This is a genomic window from Boseongicola aestuarii, from assembly GCF_900184815.1.
GTDB classification, from domain to species: domain Bacteria; phylum Pseudomonadota; class Alphaproteobacteria; order Rhodobacterales; family Rhodobacteraceae; genus Boseongicola; species Boseongicola aestuarii.
This window is the reverse complement of the sequence record NZ_FXXQ01000001.1, coordinates 207,259-227,691: the sequence shown is the minus strand read 5'-3', so window position 1 is coordinate 227,691 and position 20,433 is coordinate 207,259. Positions and strand designations below refer to the sequence as shown.

Below are 20,433 nucleotides of genomic sequence, written 5' to 3'. Positions count from 1 at the left end.
GCGCCCTCCACCCCGGAGAACGCCTGCCCAATGTTGCCTCAGACCCTATTGACCAAACCGGTAATTCGGGCTCTCGCGCGTGATCTGGACGTCATGAACATGGCTCTCTCTGAGGCCTGCGCCAGTTATTCGCACGAATGAGCAATTTTTTCGCATACTTTCAACGGTTTCGCAACCTGTGTAACCCATTGCGGCGCGCAATCCTCCAATCAACTGGTGGATGACGGCGGATGCAGACCCCTTGTAAGGCACCTGCCCCTCGATCCCTTCCGGAACCAGTTTGTCGCTTGCGGCGTCTTTCTGGAAATAGCGGTCCGCGGACCCCCGCGCCATCGCTCCGAGCGAACCCATTCCACGATAACTCTTGAAGCTACGGCCTTGATATAGAATGACTTCTCCTGGACTCTCGTCGGTACCCGCTATCATCGAGCCAACCATCGCACAGGACGCTCCGGCGGCGATTGCCTTGGCGAAATCGCCGGAATACTTGATGCCGCCATCGGCGATGATCGGCACGTCTCCGGCCCCCGAAACGGCGTCCATGATCGCCGTCAACTGTGGCACACCTACACCAGCGACCATGCGCGTCGTGCAGATGGATCCGGGGCCAATCCCGACTTTCACCGCATCCGCACCAGCATCGATCAGGGCTTTGGCACCGTCGGCTGTCGCAACATTACCCGCAATGATCTGAACTTCGTTCGAAATCGACTTGGCGCGCGCCACCGCGCGCGCGACCCCTTCCGAGTGCCCATGCGCGGTATCGATGACGATGATGTCGACACCGCTGTCGACCAACGCCTCCGAGCGTTCGAATCCTGCATCGCCAACTGTCGTTGCCGCCGCAACCCGCAAACGACCCAGACGATCCTTGCACGCCTGTGGGTTCAAGACCGCCTGCTCGCTGTCCTTCAGCGTCAACAGACCCGTCAAAACGCCCTTCCCGTCCGTCACCAGCAGCTTTTCGATCCGGCGTGCCTGCATCAGGCTGCGGGCCTCTTCAAGGTCGGCAGGCTCGGTCAGGATCGCCAGATCCCGGGATGTCATCATCACTGAAACGGGTGTCTTGTCATCCTGCGCGAACCGCATATCACGGTTCGTCACGATTCCGACGACCCGGCCCCCCGCATCGACAACCGGAAAACCTGTGACGTTATAGCGGTCTTGAAGCGCTTTGGCATCTGCCAGCGTCTGCTCGGGTGTCAGGGTAATCGGGTTGTAGACAATCCCGCTTTCAAACCGCTTCACGCGCCGAACTTCGCGGGCCTGTTCTTCGATGTCGAGATTGCGGTGAATAACGCCGATGCCACCGGCCTGCGCCATGGCGATCGCCATGCGTGCTTCGGTCACGGTGTCCATTGCGGAACTCAAGAGCGGGATGTTCATCGCAATGGATTTCGTTACCATCGTGCGGGTATCCGCCGTCGATGGCAGCACGCTGGACGCGCCGGGAACAAGCAAAACATCGTCGAAGGTCAGAGCCTCGCGAATCTCCATGGGGTCACTCCTCGGGAGGGTTCGTTTGGCGGTTTCCTATCGCATGGGTTTGGCCGTTCGGAAAGGCCTATTTGGGCCACTGCGACAAAAACGATTTATATTTTGCGCCTCAGAGGTCGCGCAACTCGCCCGCAAAGGCCGCAGCCCCCCGGATCGCCTTGCCCAAAAGCGCAGTATCTCCGCCCACAGCCACGAAATCCGCGCCATTGTCGACATAGGCGCGTACCTGCGCCTCATCGAAAGCGATGATCCCCACTTTCTTGCCCGCCGCATGAATACGCTCGAAGCAATGCTTTACGGCGGCCTGAACATCCGGGTGCTCTGTCTGGCCCGGCAGCCCCATGTCGGCTGCCAGATCGGCGGGACCAATGAACACGCCATCCAAACCGTCGACCGCTGCGATTGCGTCGATATTGCCGACCGAAGCCTTGCTTTCGGTCTGCACAAAAAGACAGATTTCGGCATTTGCCGTCGTCGTCACATCTGCGATCTCGCCAAAGTTGGACGCCCGCGCCATCGCCGCGCCAACGCCGCGATTGCCTTCCGGCGGATAGCGTGTGGCCCGCACCGTCTCGCGCGCCTGTTCGGGCGAGTCAATCATCGGCACCACAAGCGTCTGAATGCCAAGATCCAGATATTGCTTGATAATCCACGTCTCGCCCACCGGCACCCGTGCCGCCGCCGCCGCTGTACCGCAGCCAATGGCACGTACCTGATCCAACACCAGAGGAATATCGTTCGGCGCGTGCTCGCCGTCGATCAGGCAGAAATCAAACCCCGCCTTCGATGCGATCTCGGCCGAGGTCGGATGTCCAAGCGCGATCCAAAGTCCCATCTGACGATTTCCGGCCTTCAGACCGGCTTTTATCGGGTTCGACGAGACTGGCATGGTTGCGCTCCTTTTTTGCTTCACCGCAGGTCACCCGATCCTGCGTGGCGATGCAATGGCAGAAATGCCCGATTAGAACAGCAGCGAAAGCCGGATGTCGCCCCAGATCACGTGCCAGAACAAATAGAACGCGATCCGAAGGCCGAACATCGCCGCAAACCCGTATCGCCGGAAAAGCCAAAGCTGGACCGCGCTGATCAGGCTGACATTTACGAACACCAGTGTCATCTGAAGCACCGGCCCCGCCCCAAGCACTACCTGAGCGGCCGGTTCAACGAACACCACAGGCAGCAGCACCCAGATCGCAGGAACGCGCTTAGGTGCCAGCGTCGCCAGAACCGCCAGCGGAAGCAGATGAAACAACACTTCCGCCACAAGTGCGATGGCGGTGTAAAAGTACATGGCTTCGGGCATTGCCACGTTGATATCGCGCGGAAACCGCGTCAACAGATCGATCGCAATCGGTGGCATCGCAAGAATGGCACCCGTGCCAATAAGAATCGCCATCCCGCGAAGCGTGAAAGGCACAGTTTTCAGCGCCCCAATCCCCCTGCCATACAACATGCTCAAAAGCGGAGGTGCCGCAAAACCTGCAACCGCCGTCATCGGCAACAACGGCAAAAGACCGATCGCCGGTAAAGCACGGGTATCGAAAAACAGGGCGAGAACGCTGGCGCTTGCAATCGAAACCAACACAATTGACAAAGTTCCGACCTGCCCGCCAAGGCCGCTGAATACGCGAAACATATCTCTTGGTAGCGCGAGCGGCGTTCGCGGTTTTGACAAATCTCAACTTCCGCGACGCGCAGCATGAGCCATGTTTGAAAATCACACTACGCCGAACAAAAAGACCCCGCCGAACCGGCGAGGTCTCAGAGCGCGTCATCCGTGAGATTCTTAATGCGCTTTCGTGGCGATCTCTTTGATCTCTTTGTCACGGTAGAGCAGCGATTGGGTGTTCATGAAGACATGCACCTTCGCCGGATCGGCTGTCAGCTCAACTTCGTTGCCGCGCAGCTCCTTGTGTATACCGCCCAGTTTGCCGATTACCGGATCCGCGTCTCCTTGTGGCTCGAAATAGAGTAGCGTCACTTCTCCAAGCGCTTCGGTGATGTTCACCTTGCCCTTGAAAATGCGCTGTTGACCGTCCTTGATCGCCACGAAGTCCTCGGGCCGGACGCCGATGTTCACATCCTTGCCCATATCCTCGGGCAGCGACGGATAATTCGAAACAGCAATACCACCGCCGGCGACTTCAACGGTTGTCTGTTCGCCCGTGCCCGTGATCTTGCCCGGCAAAAGATTCATCGCGGGCGAGCCGATGAATTGTGCGACGAACTCGTTCTCGGGACGCTCGTAAAGCTCCAGCGGGCTACCGACCTGAGCGATACCGCCCCCTGCCAAAACCACGATGCGGCTGGCCAGAGTCATCGCTTCGACCTGATCGTGCGTGACGTAAACCATCGTCGAGTCCGGCATGGCCTCTTTCAGTTGCGCAATCTCGATACGCGTCGCAACCCGCAGGGCCGCGTCGAGGTTCGAAAGGGGTTCGTCAAACAGATAGACCTTCGGGTCCCGCACGATCGACCGGCCAATTGCAACCCGCTGACGCTGACCACCCGACAATTCCTTCGGTAGACGATCCAGAAGGTTGTGAAGCTGCAATATCTTCGCCGACTTCTCGACCCGCTCAGCGATCTCGGCCGGGCTTTTCTTGGCGATCTTCAGCGCGAACTGCATGTTTTCGCGCACCGTCATATGCGGATAAAGCGCATAGGACTGGAATACCATCGCGATGCCGCGCTCGCTTGGCGGCACGTTGTTCACAACCTGCCCGTCGATCTGAAGCTCACCCCCGGTGATGCTCTCAAGACCCGCAATCATACGCAGCAACGTCGACTTGCCACAGCCTGACGGTCCGACAAAGACGATCAACTCGCCCTTCTTGATGTCGAGGTTGATATGCTTCAGCACATCAACGCTTCCGTAAGACTTGGCGATATCCGTCAGCAGAAGATCAGCCATAGTACCCTCCCTCTTTTATCTTTTAGGCCGTGGCGAAAAGTGCCTGCCAGGCCGGTAATTTCGTATCCCCATCCGCGACCGTTTCGGCAGCGGTGAATGGCGCATCATGTTCGATTGTCCAGGTCCCCTCGGGCAGCGTCACGCCACAGGGTTCGTCGGACAGGTTGAAGGCGCAGAACAGACGGACATTGCCGTGTCGCCGCTCAAACGAGATGTAATCGTCACGCGCTTCAAAAACTTTGAATTCGCCCTTCAGCAAGGCCGGATGACCTTTGCGGAAGGAAATCATGTCCCGATAGAAGTTCAGCATCGAACCGTCCGAGGCATCCTGCGTGTCTGCTGCCTGAGCCACATGCTCCATCGCCACCGGCAACCAGGGATGCCCATCTGAAAAACCGCCATTGATCCGGTCAGAATTCCACGGGATCGGCGTGCGACATCCGTCGCGGCCCTTGAATTTCGGCCAGAAGCGCTTGCCATACGGGTCCTGAAGATCCTCGAACGGCACATAGGCCTCGGTCAGACCAAGCTCTTCACCCTGATAAAGACAGGCCGTCCCCCGCAAGGATAACAATAGTGCCGTGTAGACGCGATGCGCCTCGGGGCTGAGATTCCAGCGCGAGGTATGGCGCACCACATCGTGGTTCGAATAGGCCCAGCAAGGCCAGCTATCACTTGCGCCTTTCTCGGCAGTTTCCATGACCTGCGCTACATGCGTTCCAGTCGGAAAGGTGTTCGACAAAAGGTCGAAATCATAGGCCATATGGATCTTGTCACCGCCGGATGTATAGGCAGCCTGAATTTCACTGCCGCGCTGACCGTCGCCAACCTCGCCCACCGAAGTCGCCGCGCCATATTCGTCCAACACCGCCCGAAACGCTTTGAGAAACTCAAGATTCTCGGGGCGCGACTTGTCGTAGAGATGGTCCTGAAAGTTGTAAGGATTGACCGACGGGGCCGTCTTGTCGTTGACCTCCTCGGGCCGCAATGCAGGATTGTCCCGCAACTTTTCGTCACAATAGTAGAAGTTGACCGTATCAAGCCGAAAGCCGTCCACGCCACGATCCAGCCAGAACCGTGTCACATCCAGCAATTCACGCCGCACATCGGCGTTGTGGAAGTTCAAGTCAGGTTGCTGGGTCAGAAAGTTATGCATGTAATATTGCATGCGCTGCCCGTCCCATTCCCAGGCGGACCCGCCAAAGATCGACAGCCAGTTGTTGGGCGGCGTTCCATCCGGTTTTGCATCCGCCCAGACGTACCAATCCGCCTTTGGATTGTCCCGGCTTGAACGGCTTTCCTGAAACCACGGGTGCTGGTCAGACGTATGACTGAGCACAAGGTCGATCATCACCTTGATGCCCAATTCGTGCGCGCGACTCACCAACGCATCGAAATCACCAAGTGATCCGAACATCGGATCCACGTCGCGGTAATTTGACACGTCATAGCCGAAATCCAGCATCGGAGAGGTAAAGAACGGCGAAATCCAGATCGCGTCGACCCCAAGCGATGCCACATGCGGCAAACGGTGGATAATGCCTGACAAATCGCCGATGCCGTCGCCGTTGCTGTCCTGATAGGACCGCGGATAGATCTGATAGATCACCGCTCCGCGCCACCAGTCCGGATCCGCCGCGGTCGCCTTATCATCCGCAACATAAGGGTCGATAAAAGCCATGTCTCTTTACCTTACTTAACCGAACCGGCCAGCAGGCCGCGCACCAGATACCGCTGCATCGCGAAGAACACGACCAGAGGCACCGAGATCGACACGAAAGCCGCCGTCGCCAGAATTTCCCAGTTGCCGCCTCGTGTTCCCAGCAATTCGACGATCTGGTTGGTCATCACCGTTGTGGAACCGGTTGCGTCGATCAGGAACACTTTCGCCACCAGAAGGTCATTCCACGTCCACAGGAACTGGAAGATCGCAAAGGATGCGAGTGCGGGGAAAGACAGCGGCAGAATGATCTTCGTAAAGATCTGAAAATCCGTCGCTCCGTCCACCTTGGCGTTCTCGATAATGTCGCGCGGCAACCCGACCATGTAGTTGCGCAAAAGGTATATCGCTAACGGTAAGCCAAAGGCCGTATGTGCCAGCCAGACACCCAGATAACCCTTTCCGATGCCGATCCCCAAATGGAGCCGCAGAAGCGGAATAAGAGCCAGTTGCAAAGGCACGACCAGCAAGGCCACCACAAGAGCGATCAACAGCGCACGTCCTGGAAAATCCATCCAGGCCAGCGCGTAAGCGGCAAAAGCTGCGATGACGATCGGGATGATCGTCGCCGGAACGGTCACTGTCAGCGTGTTGAAAAACGCCTTGGCCATATTGTCCTGACCCGAGCCGCTGAACAGGATTGTCTTGTAGTTGTCCAGTGTGGCCTGCGCCGGCGTCACCGCCGTCAGGAAGACCCGCTGCCCGCGTCGTCCGGGTTCTTCCACGCTGGTATAGCGATACGCCCCGTCCTCGGCGATTGTCAGTGTTTCGTCGCCGTCCGAATAGACAGCCGTCTCTCCGATTTCATAGGCTCCGATCTCACGCGACGACACGCCGAACGCCACCGGTTTCGACCCCATGCCCGGACCACCTTCGTCCGTCAGAAGGTTGCCCTCGACCACATAAAGCCCATCCTGCTGCACCGCCTCTGCCGTGCCGCCTGTCCGCAACTGAATGGTCTGCTCGGTCGGGAACATGGCTTTCCACCACCCGCTCGATGAAATCTGGTCCGTCGTGCGAAATGACGACACCAAAAGCCCCAGCGTTGGGAACAGCCAAAGCGCCACCAGAAACGCCACCGAAATATGCACCGCCCAGGTGAGGCCAGACTTGCTTCCTGCAATATTGTCCATCGTTCCGATCCTCCCTCAGCGCATTTCTTTGCGCGCGTTGTAGACGTTCCAGACAAGGATCGGCGACACGAGCAGCATGATGATGATGGCACTGGCCGAGCCAACGCCCCAGTCGTTCGCGCGGAACAACTTGTCGAACATGTAGTTGGCAAGAACCTGCGTCTCCCACTGGCCGTTGGTCATCGCGAATACGATGTCAAAGACCTTGAGAACCGTCAGCGTGATCGTCGTCCAGACTACCACAATCGTCGGCATGATCTGCGGCACCTTGATCTTGAAGAAGATCTGGAACGGGTTCGCGCCGTCAATGACTGCCGCCTCGATCGTCTCTTCCGGAATACCACGTAAAGCGGCGGACAGGATCACCATTGCGAAACCTGTCTGGATCCAGATCAACACGACCATCAGGAAGAAGTTGTTGTAAAACGGAATGGTCAGCCATGTCTGTGGCTCGCCATATGGCAGGTCCGTGGCCACGATCCCGAAGAGCGAACCGATCGACGTAATGACCAGCCAGGCCGCAACCGCGATCCCGATGATCCGCACGGCGATGATCCCAAGACCGCCCGGCTTTTCGTCCGCCGTGATGAACGGCTTTATCAAAAGATAGCCAACGTAAGCCACGATTACGCCGAACGCCAACACCATGATCAGCGGCAGCACCTTCAGGAAGATGACCGACCCCGCGCCGCCTTCGAACTGCAGCCAAATGGCATTCAGAACACCGATCTGGTTCTGGTCTTCGGGGCGTGTGTCGTAAATCAGCTTGAAGATAACCGATGCACCCACGAACGAGATTGCCATCGGCATGAAGATCAGCGACTTGGCCGCAGCGCCCCAGGAAATCCGGTCGGTCAGCTGGGCGACCAGCAGGCCAAACGCCGTCGAAGCGGCGGGCACCACAATCAGCCACAACATATTGTTGCGCATCGCTTCCCAGAACTTCGATTCACCGAACATTTGTTGGTAGTTGGCAAGGCCCACAAAAGCATCATTCTGCGTGCGATCCGTCATCGACAGGCGAAGCGTCTCAAACACCGGATACGCCAGATAAAGCCCAAGCGCGAAAATGGCAGGGAAGAGAAACAGCCAGGGTCGGACCTGATTGGCACGGTTGATGTTGACCCCGGCGTTCGGTCCCTTCGCAGGGAAAATGAACTTATCGAGGATCAGATTGGAAAAGTAGAAATACCCAAGACAACCGCCGACACCGACGATGATTGTCACGAGACCCAGTAATGCCGGATTCATCGCAACCCCTCCCTAGCGCTGTTTCAGCAAAGCTTTGTTTTTTGGTAGTTTTTTGGGGAAGACCCCGGCGCACAGGCCGGAGTCTCCCTTATCTTTTCAAGGCGCGAATTACTTCAGCGCGTCCCAGCTTGACTGGATCTCGGCAGCGACTTCTGCGGCAGGCTTGCCGCCTGTGAAGTCCACCATGCCTGTCCAGAACGAGCCAGCACCCACACCGCCCGGCATCAGGTCGGAACCGTCAAACCGGAAGGTTGTTGCGTTGATCAGGATCTCGCCCTGACCGCGCAGCGCATCGTTGAGGTACGCTCCAAGGTTCACACCCTTGTGCGGTGTCAGGAAGCCCGACTGCGCCATGAACACTTCGTGTGCCAGTGGCAGTTGCAGGAATTCCATCAGCGCATCAGCCGCAGGCGACGGATCCGTGATCGACAACAGCGTGCCACCACCAAGAACCGGATTGCCGAGGTCCTTGCTGTCGTAGGATGGGAAGTAGAAGAAGTCTACGTCTTCGCCGAATTCGATACCTTCAGGGAAGAAGGCCGGAACGAAGGACGCCTGGCGGTGCATGTAGCACTGAGCCGGAGCCGAGAAGAGACCTTTCGGGCTGTCGCGGAAGTCAGTCGAAGCAACGGCACCGGCACCACCGGCAACCTTGGCGTCGTCACCGACAAACCAACCGAACTCCTCGATCGCCGCTACAACGCGCTCGTCGTTGAACGGAATCTCGTTTGTGGTCCATGCGTCGTAAACTTCAGGCGGCTGTGTGCGCAGCATGATGTCTTCGACCCAGTCGGTCGCTGGCCAGCCGGTCGCAGCACCGGAACCCAGACCAATACACCAGGGTGTCTCGCCATCAGCAACGATCTGCTCAGTCAGCGCGCGAAGCTCTTCCATTGACTCCGGCACATCGTAACCAGCGTCTTCGAAGTTCTCCGGCACATACCAGACAAGCGACTTCACGTTGACGTTGTAAAAGAAGCCGAACAATTCGTCGTTGCCGTCGGCGCCCGCGAATGTGCCCAGATCGACCCAGGACTGACCCGCACCGTAGTTCTCACGCACGAAATCGCCCATGCTGTCAGGCATTGGGCTTAGAAGGCCACGCGCCGCCATGTCGGCCGCCAGACCCGGCTGCGGGAACACGGCGATGTTTGGAGCCGCACCGGCTTCGGCGTCGACAACGATCTGCTGCTCAAACGAATCCGAGCCCGTGTAAATCGCTTCTGCACCTGTGGCTTCGGCGAAATACGCAATCACGCTGCGGAACACGCCATCTTCAGGCTGGAGCCATGGGCCCGAAACCGTCACGGTCTGACCGGACAGGTCAGGCGCGCTGTCGGCCCATGCCTTGTAGCTATCCCATGAGAAGCGAGCATCGTCTTCACCGAAAGGCAGATGCCCGCCAGCAAATGCCGATCCCGCTGACAGCGCAGCAAGAGCTACACCGGTATACAGTGTCTTTTTCATTGGTTTCCTCCCAGAAAGCACACTTGAATTTGCGCTCTGGTTTGAACGGTTTCAAAAACCTCCAAAGCGCTTTGACTGTCGCGACCCTCGCTGATCATATTTCGATTGTCAATGAATCGCTCAAGAATCTTGCGATTCTTTCAAGGAAAACAAACTTTACGCGCGAAAACTAATGCTCCGTAACCAAACAAAATCAGGGGTTCCAACCGCTAACTGTTGAATTTTCAAAGCGCTTTGATATTCATCACTGCGATGAATTTAAAAGAACTCGCACATAAACTCGGTATTTCCCAAACCACGGTCAGCCGCGCTCTGAACGGCTATCCCGAGGTCAGCGAAGCCACGCGCCGCAAGGTCCGCGAGGCCGCCGAAGTGCACAACTACCGCCCCAGCCTGCGCGCCAAAAGCCTTGCCACAGGGCGTTCCATGGCCATTGCGCATGTCGTGCCAGTTTCAAGCAAGCATGAAATGGTGAACCCGATCTTCGCCGATTTCATCGCGGGCGCCGGCGAGGAATACGCTCGCGCCGGATATGAGCTGCTCTTGTCGGTGGTTGCTGATTCGGATCATGACCGCATGTATCGCGATCTGGTTACCCGAAAGGCCGTCGATGGCCTCGTTGTGCAGGCCCCTACCCTGACCGACAACCGCATCCCGCTTCTGGCCGACCTTGGCATTCCCTTCGTCGTACACGGACGCTCCAGCGGTGTGGTGTCCGCCTACAACTGGCTCGATGTAAACAACCGCCGCGCCTTTGAACGCGCTACCGGCCTTCTGCTGGACCTAGGTCACCGTCGCATCGCGCTGCTGAACGGTCTGGCGACACTCGATTTCGCGCATCGACGCAGCGACGGCTACAAACGTGCGCTGCTCGAACGCAGCATCACGATCGACCCCGAGCTTATCGCCCACGATGAAATGACCGAGAACTACGGCTATGAAGTCGCGCGCCGGATGCTGGCCCAGCCCAATCCGCCAACAGCGTTCCTCGTGTCGTCGATCATACCGGCCATCGGCGTACGCCGCGCGATCACCGACGCAGGACTCGAGTTCGGTCGCGAAGTTTCGATCGTGATCCACGACGACGACCTCTCTTATTTCCGCAACGCAGGCGACGTGCCGCTGTTCACTGCTGTGCGGTCCTCAGTGCGCGAAGCGGGCCAGCGCGCAGCGGCGATGCTGCTTGAAATCATCCGGCGTCGCGAAGAGGGCATTGCCGACGAAGCGCCCATGCAAATCCTCATGGAAGCCGAGCTGACAATTGGGCAATCCACCGGCCCGCGCGCCCTGTCGCGGGCCCGCGCTCAGAACTGACCCCTTGCCGCGCGCCCCTAAAGCGTCCTAACACATATAGCGCCCCGCGCCTGACATATCGGATCCCCGCCCATGACCCAAACGCCCGCCTCCCGCACACTTCTTGTCGCTGACGTCGGCGGAACCAATACCCGCGTCGCGCTGGCGTCGGGCGGCGGTCTGCGCACCGACACCATTCACCGATACAAAAACGCCAGCTATCCGGGGCTCGAAACCGTGCTGCGCGCCTACATGGAGGAGCAAAAAGTCTCCGACATTGACGGCGTGTCCGTCGCCGTCGCAGGTCCGGTGCGCGATGGGCGGGGTGTCATGACGAACCTCGACTGGTCCATTGACCGCGAAGCGCTGATGCGCGCAACCGGCGCCGCGCAGGCGGCTGTACTGAACGATCTTCAGGCGCAGGGCCACGCCCTTGGGCACATCGACGAAGCCAATCTGCGCAACGTCGTGACCGGCCCCGCGACGCTGCCCAACAGCAGCCGCCTCGTGATCGGGGTCGGCACGGGTTTCAACGCGGCCCCCGTCCATGACACGCTTCAGGGTCGCTTCGTGCCGCCCTCCGAAGCTGGGCACGCAAACCTGCCGATCCGCACACAGGATGATCTCGAACTCTGCCACTTCGTCGAAACCGCACATGGATTTCCTGCCATTGAAGACGTGCTTTCGGGACGCGGCCTTGAGCGTGTCTATCGCTGGCACGCCACCAAGGCCGGCGCTCACACCGAACGCGCCGCCGCCGATATCATGGCCGCTTGCAACACCGGCGATGACGACATCGCGGCTGCGGCGGTCGGATCTTTCGTGCGCATCCTTGGCACGGTGTGCGGAAATCTCTCGCTTGTGCATCTGCCCTTCGGCGGCGTCTACCTGGTCGGAGGCGTTGCCCGCGCCATGGCTCCGCACATGCAGGCCTTTGAATTCACAGAAGCTTTCCGCGACAAGGGCCGATTTGCGGGCTTCATGCAGAACTTCGCCGTTCATATCGTCGAAGACGACTTTGCCGCCCTGACCGGCCTGATCGCACATCTGGAAAATTGAACACAAAAAGCCGGACCGCGTAACGAGGCCTTAATAAACCCTGCGCTAGACCTGTCGTCATTACCGACGAAGGAAAAGGCTTTATGGCGGACACCGACATTCTGCAGGCTGGCGACGGCGCGACGCAAATCGCGTTGCCCGACCGGCTCGATACTGCAGCGGCACCCAAACTTCTGGCGGACCTTGCACCCCATCGCGGTCGCGACATCTGTCTCGACTTCGCGAATGTTACGATGCTGGGTACCCTGTGCCTTCAGGTCTTGCTGAACGCGCGTCACCATTGGGACGCGGACGGTCAAGCGGTATCGATCGAGAACCTGATTCCCCCGGTCGAAAAGGCCCTCGCCGATTTCGGCGCGACCCCCCAAAGTCTGATCTCGGCAGGTGCGTCATGACCATTTCCGTTCTGGCGGTGGATGACAGCCGCACGATGCGTGACATGATCACGCTTGCCCTCAAAGAAGAAGAATTCGACCTGCATCTGGCCGAAGACGGCGTGCATGGACTTGAGGTTCTGGAACAAACCGCGCCGGACGTCATCATCACGGACATGACCATGCCCCGTCTCGATGGGTTCGGCTTTATCGATGCCATTTGCGACCGTGCCGCCTCGCGACATACACCGATCCTCGTGCTCACCACCGAAAGCGCGGACGAATTGAAAACGCGCGCCTGAAACGCCGGGGCCACTGGCATGGGACAAAGGCGCATGATCATTTCCCAAAAGACCAACCCCCTGAAAGCGGGGATTGGTCCTTGTCGTAAAAGGTCGGCCTGAAGATTTGGTTTATGCAGACGCGTTGTGCCCACGAAGTGGCTCAAACAAGAGATAAATGCCGTCGCAATAGACCTCTTCGACGTCACCGAGGTGGAACATCGTATAGCTCAGACCCGTTTCGCGTTGGCGCTTGACGCCGGGGCGCTCGACCAGATCACCCGCCTCGCGGCGCTGGCTGGCACCGGGCTTGGCTGCGCCGCACACGATCTGGCGCGGCGACACCATGACATCGCAGGCCGGAGTTGCGGTGCCAACGGCCCCCGCCTGAATGCGAACAGGGTTGGAATCCTGCTTTTCGTTCAGGAACTGCGCGTCCAGCAAGACACGGTTCAACCAGACGATCGGCTTGAACTCTCCGCTGCGCGTCTGCACCAGATCGCCCTTGCGCAAGGCAACCGCGTGCACATCTCCAAACGAGGTGCGCACCCGCGTCATCGGAGCAAGACCGGGCAATGGCCAGCGATCCGCCGCATCAACTGCATTTGGTGTCTGTGTGTGAACCGATGCCGAGGGCTTTGCCATCGGCTTGACCGCTCCATCGCGAATTCGGCTGAAAGCGCGCATCATCCCCGAAACCGAGGTGTCAGTCCGACCTGCTTCTGCATTACTCATGACATAATCTACCTTTTACTCGCCCGAAAAACCGGGCCTACTCTTCCAGATTGGGACGTGCCGTGTTCCACACCCTGTCGACACGCCCCCTACCCTGGGTTCCGGCAACATGCCGGTGTAACTCACTACGCGGTTCGGGCCGATGGATGTGGCAAGGCCGTTCCGCTTACCGAAACCTTTATGCTGGAGAGCGTTGGCGAAAGTTTGACGCAGTGCAGGCCATTTCGCATCGAAATGGGACAGCATGCGCGCATTTGACGAAGTACAGATAGCTTTGCGCTTCTAATGCGGAAACAAAACCCGCGAAATTTCCAGCGAAAAACCGATTTTATTGCGAATTTAAGGCCTCGCGTTTCCAAATGTCTGACAATCAGGCCACCCATAGACGTCGCAAGACAGCCCCATTTGCCCGACAATCCCGTACAAACATCCGGCTCGACCGTCCGTTTTGAGACCTCTGACGCTACGTTAACCATGAATTTCGTGCAGCCCCACGCATCATCGGTCGCGGTTTCAATCCCACTTCGAGCGACAATCCCAAAAACACCCCCGCCACTGGTGCCAAATACGAAACGAGATGCCACAGATATGGACCAGCCTCACTTCGGGTGCTTCTAGCGTTCCGACGTGATTCCCCACCGGACTGTCTATGGCACCCTCACCCGCAAGATCGGAACGTCCATAACGCTGGCAGTTCGATCAAGGCCTCAAGGCCTCAACCGCAAGGCCGCGCCAGGCAGCCTCGGCCAGCGCACAGTCCCTTCGTGCGCAGCGCCAATGAACAGGATGATTTTCGCGGGACAGGCAGATGGATAAATGCCGCGCGATATAGGTATCGTCACGCGTCTCTCAATCGACCCGGCCTCCGCGCCGTTTCGTTCCCGGTCCAGCCACTTCGCCAAAACATGATCGCGGTCGCTGTTCGCCCAGAACTTCTTTTGCAGCCATAACCGTCCAAGACTGCCCGTTTCGCTTGTCGCGATCATAGCGATCAGCTCCTGCGCCTTCGTGCCTGTCTTTCTGGGTGCGCCCAAAGGCAAACCACCCCCGAAACCGGCCCCGAAACCGCAGCACCGGGCCGCCCTCGCCCTCGCGCAATTCCGCCGCAAGACCCACCGCACACCCCCAAAGCGCGACGCAGCCGCCAAAATCCCAACCCGCATGTCGCGCAATCGTCATTATTTTGGGGCTATTAACGCATGATATCCACGGTTAAGGTCAGGCCATCAATGAAAAAACGCCCGCGACACATGCCGGGCGATGAAAACTCAAACGGGAGAACTTCAATGAGAAAAGAGAGCTACATCAAGCTTCAGGCGCAGCGTCTGACCACGGGTCAGATCAATCGCCGTCGCTTTATCATGTCCGCACTGGCCACCGGCGTGACCCTGCCGACAGCCATCTCGCTTGCGGGACGCGCCGAAGCCATGACCCCAAAACAGGGCGGTGTGTTTCGTATGGCAGTCGGCCATGGCTCGACAACGGACTCGATCGATCCGGCAACGGCCGAGAACGATTTTTCGACGCACGTGGTCTACAGCCGAGGCAACAACCTGACCGAAGTCTCCAAGAGTGGCGAACTGGTCGGCGAACTGGCCGAAAGCTTCGAGCCCGGCGACACCGCATCGACCTGGGTATTCAACCTGCGACCTGGTGTCGAATTCCACAACGGCAAGTCGCTCACCGCGGAAGATGTTATCGCCACGATGAACTACCACCGCGGTGAAGATTCCAAATCCGCCGCCAAGGGCCTCGTGTCGCAGATCTCGTCAATGCGTGCCGACGGCGCGAACCGGGTGATCTTCGAGTTGCAAAGCGCCAACGCCGACTTCCCGTTCATCGTGTCGGATTACCACCTGATCATCCTTCCATCCGAAGATGGCGTCGTGGATGCCCTCAGCGGCATCGGCACCGGCGGCTATGTCGTCGAGACCTATGAACCGGGCGTACGCGCCAACTTCAACCGCAACCCGAACTACTGGAAAGAGGGCGCCGCCCATTTCGACCGCTACGAGCTTTTGTCGATCCTCGATGCGACAGCACGCCAAAACGCCGTGATGAACGGCGACGTTGATTTTGCGGGCGATATTCCTCCGAACACCGTGGCCCTGATGAGCCGTGTACCGACCATCGACATCCTCAAGACGACCGGCACACAGCACTATACTTTCCCGATGCGCCTCAACGTCGAACCCTTCGACAACTACGATCTGCGCATGGCGCTGAAGTATTCGATCAAGCGTCAGGAACTTGTCGACAAGATCCTTCTCGGACACGGCGAAGCGGGCAACGACGTTCCCGTCAACGCCTCGATGCCGTTCTTCAACCCCGATCTGCCAAGCCACGAATTCAATCCTGAACTCGCCGCCGAGCATTACGCGAAATCCGGCCACTCTGGCCCGATCCAGCTTTCGGCTGCCGACGCCGCCTTTGCAGGTGCTGTCGATGCCGCACAGCTTATCGCAGCCTCCGCAAAGGAAGCCGGGATCGACATCGAAGTCGTGCGCGAACCATCGGATGGCTACTGGTCGAACGTCTGGAACAAAAAAGGCTGGTGCGCCTGTTACTGGTCGGGTCGTCCGACACAGGACTGGATGTATTCCTCGGCCTACACCAACGACACAGAATGGAACGACACGGCGTGGAAAGGCACCGAAAGCTCGGCGCGTTTCAACGAACTTGTCGTTCAGGCCCGTGCCGAAACCGACGAAGCCGCACGCCGCGCGCAATACTACGAAGCGCAAAGCCTGCTGCAAAACGACGGTGGCGCGATTGTGTCGATGTTCGCAAGCTACCTTGCCGCTCATTCCAAGGCGCTGGCCCACGACGAAGCCGTGGCCGCGAACTGGGCGAACGACGGCAACAAGGCACAGGAACGCTGGTGGTTCGCCTGATCCGCTAGGCTTTCAGACCAAACCCAAAGGGCGGCGCCACAAGCGCCGCCCTTTTTCGTGGCAACCCAAGGCGCGCCTAAGTCCTCACGCACCCACCGTCGCAGACCGTATCTCCACACGCGCGGCAAAGGTGTTCTGACCGACCGAAAACGGAAATTCCGACAAAGCGGCCAGCGGAAGAACCGACGCGCCGTCGGTCAACGCATTCAGTCCGGGCCAGCCATCCCGGATCCAGACCGTACCCGCCGGTATGCGCGGCGTGACCTTGGCGCGCGCCACGAACGAGCCGCGCGCGTTCCATATCTCGATACTGTCCCCATCGGCGATGTCGCGGGCCTCTGCATCCGCCGGAGCAACCCAGAGGTCCGGCTCGCCTTCACGACCCGCAAGCGTCGGCAAGGCGCGGGCATGATCGTAAAACGAATGAAAATGCGCAAACGTCCGACCATGCGCCAGGATCAATCCATCCTCGGTCCCATCTGGCGCAGCGGTCGTCGGCAAAGCCGGCAGTCCCATCGACATGGCACGCTCGGAATAGAACTCGATCTTGCCTGAAGGCGTGGCGAATTTCAGTGTCGGATAGGCAACATGAGACACGTTCAACGCAACGCGCCCTCCATTGGCGCGCAGCGTTTCGACGGTGGCATGGTTCGTGGCCGGATGATCGAGTGCCGCGTCCATCGCCGCCTCCTGATCTACCCATGGATAGACGTCTTCGACGCCTAGACGCGCCGCCAAACCCTTGTAAAGCTCATACACCGGACGCGTCTCACCGGCGGGCGGCATAACGCGGTCCGACAGGTGAACGTGGGTGTTCGTGGACTTCGCGCCGATCTCTTCCAGCCATATCGTACCCGGCAACACGATATCCGCCGCCTCGCGGATCATCTGGTTGGCAAAGATGTCATATGAAACAACCAGATCGGCCTTCGCCAAGGCCGCGCGGAAACGGTTGGTGTCGGCGAACGAGGACAAAGCGTTGGACCCGATCGAGATGAACACCTTGACGGCCCCGCTTTCCAACGCCTCGACGATGGCCTCCATCTGGTTGGGGATGTAAGTGCCGGGCGGCCTGCGGTCCGCCGCCGAAACATCGTTGAAACCGACCCCATGACTGCGCCCGCCGTGGCGCGGCCCGATACCGCCGCCGGGGAGACCGAAGTTCCCCGTCAGCGCCGGTAAACAGGCAATGGCCCGCGCCGCCTGCCAGGTGTTGGTCCCCTTGTGCAGAGATGACCCGCCAATCACGATCATCGCCGGACGCGTGGCGGCATAGCTGCGCGCCAGTGCGACGATCTGCGCGGCAGGAACCCCCGTCTGTGCTTCAGCCCAGGCCGGCGTCATGTCACCAACGTTCGCCGCAAGCATTTCAAAACCAATGGTATTTTCAGCAACAAATGCCGCGTCCCACGCCCGATCGGCGATAATCACCTGCATCATCCCAAGTGCAAGGGCCGCATCCGTGCCCGGCCTGACAAGCACAACCTCGTCCGCCAAAGCCGACGCCTCGGTACGCCGCACATCGATCACCACAACACGCGCGCCCCGCCGTTTCGCAATCTCGACATGCCGCAGCGTGTTGGCCTGACTGACTGTATTTGCGCCCCAAAGGATCACCATTTCCGAGTTCTCACCCAGATCTTCCTTGGTCGATGTCTCGATGGCGCCGGTGATCCCGACACCAAACGCACCAAGCCCCCAGCAGATCATCGCCGGGTTCCAGACCTGACAGCCGTAAAGATTTGCAAACCGGTCCATCTGAGCGCGCTTCAGACCAAATGCATAATCGTTGGCCCAATTCCCATGCCCCTGCCAGAATCCGACGCGCTGACGCCCAACGCGGCGCATATGCGCCGCGATCTGGTCAAGGGCTGCGCCCCATGTGACTGAGCTCCATGCGTCGGTGCCACGCGCCGCACGGACCTGCGGGGTCAACAGCCGTTTCTGACTGCCGACGTTCTCGTGCGCAGCCTTGCCGCGCATACAAAGAAACCCCTTGCTGTCGGGGTTTGTTTCATCCCCCGAGATTGTTACCCCGGCGTCGTCATGCAGGGTCACCGTCATACCGCACAAGGTCGGATGACAGTTCATCGGGCACATGGTCTTGAAGGTTGTCACGTGGCGGGGGTCCATTCCTCTGGCTGCGGCCCGTTGCGCGAAGCCTAGTCCAGAACCCTGGGACCGCGAAGCCCTTAATTGGCCCTAAGGCACCTCGCCTCGCGCATCCAAGTCAGGAAACGCAGCAGCGGCACCGCCCTCGCCCATGTCGCCGTATCGGCAACATGGGCAAGCGCAGTCGTTGTCGCGTCCTAGCCCTTCAGCGAGCCTTTGCCATGACCAGCCATGCCACCGGACACCTCTTCCGTTGCTTCCCCTGCCAGGTCTTGCGGCAGGATCAGGTTCAGAGTGATCGCGATCACCGCAGCGGGCAGCAGCCCCGAGGTCATCAGGATGCGCATCGTATCCGGCAGGTATTGAACGGCCTTGGGATCAAGCTGCAATCCAAGCCCGACCGACAGGGCAATCGCGAAGATCACCATGTTGCGGCGGTTCCACGTCACGTCCGACAGCATCGAAATACCGGCAGCGACAACCATCCCGAACATCACGATCACACCGCCGCCCAGAACTTCGATCGGGATCGTGCGGATCACGGCGCCAACCTTTGGCACCAGACCACAGACGATCAGGAAAAGCGCACCGATCGTCACCACATGACGCGACATGACGCCCGTCATTGCGATCAATCCGACGTTCTGGCTGAACGAGGTGTTCGGAAAGCCGCCGAACAGACCCGCAGCCGCCGTTCCGAAACCATCGGCATAGGTCGCGCCCTGGATTTCCTTGTCGGTGGCTTCGCGTCCCGCGCCGCCCTTGGTGATACCCGAAACGTCGCCTACGGTTTCAACCGCCGAAACGAAGGCCATCAGGCAAAAGCCGACAATCGCCGCGATGCTCATTTCAAAGCCGTACTTAAAGGGTATTGGTGCCTGGAAAACCGCCGCACGGCTCCAGCTTGTCGCGATCCCTTCAAGTGTGACCATGCCCATCAACATCGCATAGAAATACCCGACCAGAATGCCGATAACGACCGCCGAAACCGCAAGCATCCCCTTTGCATAGAACTTCAGACCCAATGTCACGAAGATAACAACCAAAGCTGCAGACCAGTTCAGCAGGCTTCCATACTCCGGCGCATCGATTGCCGGCACCCCGCCTGCGGCATACTGAATGCCCACCTTGACCAGTGCCAGACCTATCATCGTCACAACCAGACCCGTTACGAGGGGCGGTAGGGCAAATCGAATTTTTCCGATGAATGTCGCGATGAAGGCGTGAAACAGGCCGCCGATGACAACGCCGCCGAACAAGGCGGGCAAGGCTTCGACGCCCTTGCCGGCAACCAGCGGTATCATGATCGGAATAAAGGCAAACGAAGTGCCTTGAACGATTGGCAAACGCGCGCCCACTGGGCCGAACCCGATGGTTTGAAACAGCGTCGCGATGCCCGCAAACAACATCGACATCTGAATGAGATAGGTCATGTCGGGGAAACCCTGCGCCCCGGCGTCCGACCCGAACCCGAATCCGGCAGCGCCCGCGATGATGATGGCGGGCGTGACGTTTGAGACAAACATCGCCAGCACATGCTGAATGCCCAGCGGTATGGCGCGGTGCAGCGCCGGCGTATAGTTCGGGTCCCGAAGCTGTTCCGGTGTCCCGATAGATGTGTCGGCCATGGTAGGTTTCCTCCCTGAGATATCTTTGCCAGCGTTCCGCCAGCCTTGTTTTTTGTCCGTTTCCGGCAATCCGTG

General features: G+C 59.0%; 17 protein-coding genes. 5 read left to right on the top strand and 12 right to left on the bottom strand.

The features are described from left to right. Positions 1-45: 45 nt before the first annotated feature. From guaB to BOA8489_RS01105, 8 genes are all read right to left on the bottom strand, one after another. The gene (gene guaB, locus BOA8489_RS01140) at positions 46-1,497 is read right to left on the bottom strand and encodes an IMP dehydrogenase (protein WP_093972140.1); all 1,452 of its coding nucleotides are present in this window, start codon (positions 1,495-1,497) and stop codon (positions 46-48) included. A 109-nt stretch (positions 1,498-1,606) separates the two neighbouring features. Continuing rightward, positions 1,607-2,386, bottom strand: coding sequence for an HpcH/HpaI aldolase family protein (locus BOA8489_RS01135; RefSeq protein WP_093972139.1), 780 nt, complete (start codon positions 2,384-2,386; stop codon positions 1,607-1,609). A 72-nt stretch (positions 2,387-2,458) separates the two neighbouring features. Then, positions 2,459-3,133 carry a hypothetical protein gene (locus BOA8489_RS01130; RefSeq protein WP_093972138.1) on the bottom strand — a complete coding sequence of 225 codons (675 nt, stop codon included), beginning with the start codon at positions 3,131-3,133 and terminating at the stop codon, positions 2,459-2,461. Positions 3,134-3,283: 150 nt separating this feature from the next. Next, positions 3,284-4,411 (bottom strand): ABC transporter ATP-binding protein, encoded by a 1,128-nt coding sequence (locus tag BOA8489_RS01125; RefSeq protein WP_093972137.1) that lies wholly within the window; start codon positions 4,409-4,411, stop codon positions 3,284-3,286. A gap of 22 nt (positions 4,412-4,433) precedes the next feature. Continuing rightward, on the bottom strand, positions 4,434-6,092 hold the full coding sequence (locus BOA8489_RS01120; protein ID WP_093972136.1) for an alpha-amylase family glycosyl hydrolase: 1,659 nt from the start codon (positions 6,090-6,092) through the stop codon (positions 4,434-4,436). An 11-nt stretch (positions 6,093-6,103) separates the two neighbouring features. After that, positions 6,104-7,264: a carbohydrate ABC transporter permease gene (locus BOA8489_RS01115; protein WP_093972135.1), complete on the bottom strand. Its 1,161-nt coding sequence runs from the start codon at positions 7,262-7,264 to the stop codon at positions 6,104-6,106. 15 nt (positions 7,265-7,279) lie between these two features. Further along, complete coding sequence (locus BOA8489_RS01110; protein ID WP_093972134.1) at positions 7,280-8,515, bottom strand: carbohydrate ABC transporter permease; 1,236 nt, start codon at positions 8,513-8,515, stop codon at positions 7,280-7,282. A 108-nt stretch (positions 8,516-8,623) separates the two neighbouring features. Continuing rightward, positions 8,624-9,982, bottom strand: a complete 1,359-nt coding sequence (locus BOA8489_RS01105; RefSeq protein WP_093972133.1) for an ABC transporter substrate-binding protein — start codon at positions 9,980-9,982, stop codon at positions 8,624-8,626. 252 nt (positions 9,983-10,234) lie between these two features. Between BOA8489_RS01105 and BOA8489_RS01100 the strand changes: the two genes are divergently transcribed. The 4 genes from BOA8489_RS01100 (at position 10,235) to BOA8489_RS01085 (ending at position 13,010) form a co-directional block, all read left to right on the top strand. Further along, positions 10,235-11,296, top strand: coding sequence for a LacI family DNA-binding transcriptional regulator (locus tag BOA8489_RS01100; RefSeq protein WP_093972132.1), 1,062 nt, complete (start codon positions 10,235-10,237; stop codon positions 11,294-11,296). A 72-nt stretch (positions 11,297-11,368) separates the two neighbouring features. Beyond that, on the top strand, positions 11,369-12,334 hold the full coding sequence (locus BOA8489_RS01095) for a glucokinase (protein WP_093972131.1): 966 nt from the start codon (positions 11,369-11,371) through the stop codon (positions 12,332-12,334). A gap of 83 nt (positions 12,335-12,417) precedes the next feature. Further along, positions 12,418-12,729 carry an STAS domain-containing protein gene (locus BOA8489_RS01090; RefSeq protein ID WP_093972130.1) on the top strand — a complete coding sequence of 104 codons (312 nt, stop codon included), beginning with the start codon at positions 12,418-12,420 and terminating at the stop codon, positions 12,727-12,729. Beyond that, complete coding sequence (locus BOA8489_RS01085; protein WP_093972129.1) at positions 12,726-13,010, top strand: response regulator; 285 nt, start codon at positions 12,726-12,728, stop codon at positions 13,008-13,010. The genes BOA8489_RS01090 and BOA8489_RS01085 overlap by 4 nt, the downstream gene beginning before the upstream one ends. A 111-nt stretch (positions 13,011-13,121) precedes the next feature. On the opposite strand, the gene BOA8489_RS01080 is transcribed toward BOA8489_RS01085, so the two are convergent. Beyond that, entirely contained in the window at positions 13,122-13,724 is a 603-nt protein-coding gene (locus BOA8489_RS01080) for a Hint domain-containing protein (protein ID WP_093972128.1), read from the bottom strand. 849 nt (positions 13,725-14,573) lie between these two features. Beyond that, complete coding sequence (locus BOA8489_RS01075; RefSeq protein WP_093972127.1) at positions 14,574-14,903, bottom strand: hypothetical protein; 330 nt, start codon at positions 14,901-14,903, stop codon at positions 14,574-14,576. Between the two features lie 107 nt (positions 14,904-15,010). On the opposite strand from BOA8489_RS01075, the gene BOA8489_RS01070 reads away from it, so the two are divergent. Then, positions 15,011-16,618: an ABC transporter substrate-binding protein gene (locus BOA8489_RS01070; protein WP_093972126.1), complete on the top strand. Its 1,608-nt coding sequence runs from the start codon at positions 15,011-15,013 to the stop codon at positions 16,616-16,618. Positions 16,619-16,702: 84 nt separating this feature from the next. Here the strand turns inward: BOA8489_RS01070 and BOA8489_RS01065 are convergent, their stop codons facing one another. Further along, a complete protein-coding gene (locus BOA8489_RS01065) occupies positions 16,703-18,736 on the bottom strand; it encodes a molybdopterin-containing oxidoreductase family protein (protein ID WP_176440168.1) in 2,034 nt (677 codons plus the stop codon). 191 nt (positions 18,737-18,927) lie between these two features. Then, on the bottom strand, positions 18,928-20,358 hold the full coding sequence (locus BOA8489_RS01060) for a uracil-xanthine permease family protein (RefSeq protein ID WP_093972472.1): 1,431 nt from the start codon (positions 20,356-20,358) through the stop codon (positions 18,928-18,930). Between the last annotated feature and the right edge of the window lie 75 nt (positions 20,359-20,433).

Bases quoted from the DNA above. Each gene is read 5' to 3' on its own strand.
- guaB (WP_093972140.1), bottom strand. From the start codon at position 1,497: ATGGAGATTCGCGAGGCTCTGACCTTCGACGATGTTTTGCTTGTTCCC.
- BOA8489_RS01135 (WP_093972139.1), bottom strand. From the start codon at position 2,386: ATGCCAGTCTCGTCGAACCCGATAAAAGCCGGTCTGAAGGCCGGAAAT.
- BOA8489_RS01130 (WP_093972138.1), bottom strand. From the start codon at position 3,133: ATGTTTCGCGTATTCAGCGGCCTTGGCGGGCAGGTCGGAACTTTGTCA.
- BOA8489_RS01125 (WP_093972137.1), bottom strand. From the start codon at position 4,411: ATGGCTGATCTTCTGCTGACGGATATCGCCAAGTCTTACGGAAGCGTT.
- BOA8489_RS01120 (WP_093972136.1), bottom strand. From the start codon at position 6,092: ATGGCTTTTATCGACCCTTATGTTGCGGATGATAAGGCGACCGCGGCG.
- BOA8489_RS01115 (WP_093972135.1), bottom strand. From the start codon at position 7,264: ATGGACAATATTGCAGGAAGCAAGTCTGGCCTCACCTGGGCGGTGCAT.
- BOA8489_RS01110 (WP_093972134.1), bottom strand. From the start codon at position 8,515: ATGAATCCGGCATTACTGGGTCTCGTGACAATCATCGTCGGTGTCGGC.
- BOA8489_RS01105 (WP_093972133.1), bottom strand. From the start codon at position 9,982: ATGAAAAAGACACTGTATACCGGTGTAGCTCTTGCTGCGCTGTCAGCG.
- BOA8489_RS01100 (WP_093972132.1), top strand. From the start codon at position 10,235: ATGAATTTAAAAGAACTCGCACATAAACTCGGTATTTCCCAAACCACG.
- BOA8489_RS01095 (WP_093972131.1), top strand. From the start codon at position 11,369: ATGACCCAAACGCCCGCCTCCCGCACACTTCTTGTCGCTGACGTCGGC.
- BOA8489_RS01090 (WP_093972130.1), top strand. From the start codon at position 12,418: ATGGCGGACACCGACATTCTGCAGGCTGGCGACGGCGCGACGCAAATC.
- BOA8489_RS01085 (WP_093972129.1), top strand. From the start codon at position 12,726: ATGACCATTTCCGTTCTGGCGGTGGATGACAGCCGCACGATGCGTGAC.
- BOA8489_RS01080 (WP_093972128.1), bottom strand. From the start codon at position 13,724: ATGAGTAATGCAGAAGCAGGTCGGACTGACACCTCGGTTTCGGGGATG.
- BOA8489_RS01075 (WP_093972127.1), bottom strand. From the start codon at position 14,903: ATGACGATTGCGCGACATGCGGGTTGGGATTTTGGCGGCTGCGTCGCG.
- BOA8489_RS01070 (WP_093972126.1), top strand. From the start codon at position 15,011: ATGAGAAAAGAGAGCTACATCAAGCTTCAGGCGCAGCGTCTGACCACG.
- BOA8489_RS01060 (WP_093972472.1), bottom strand. From the start codon at position 20,358: ATGGCCGACACATCTATCGGGACACCGGAACAGCTTCGGGACCCGAAC.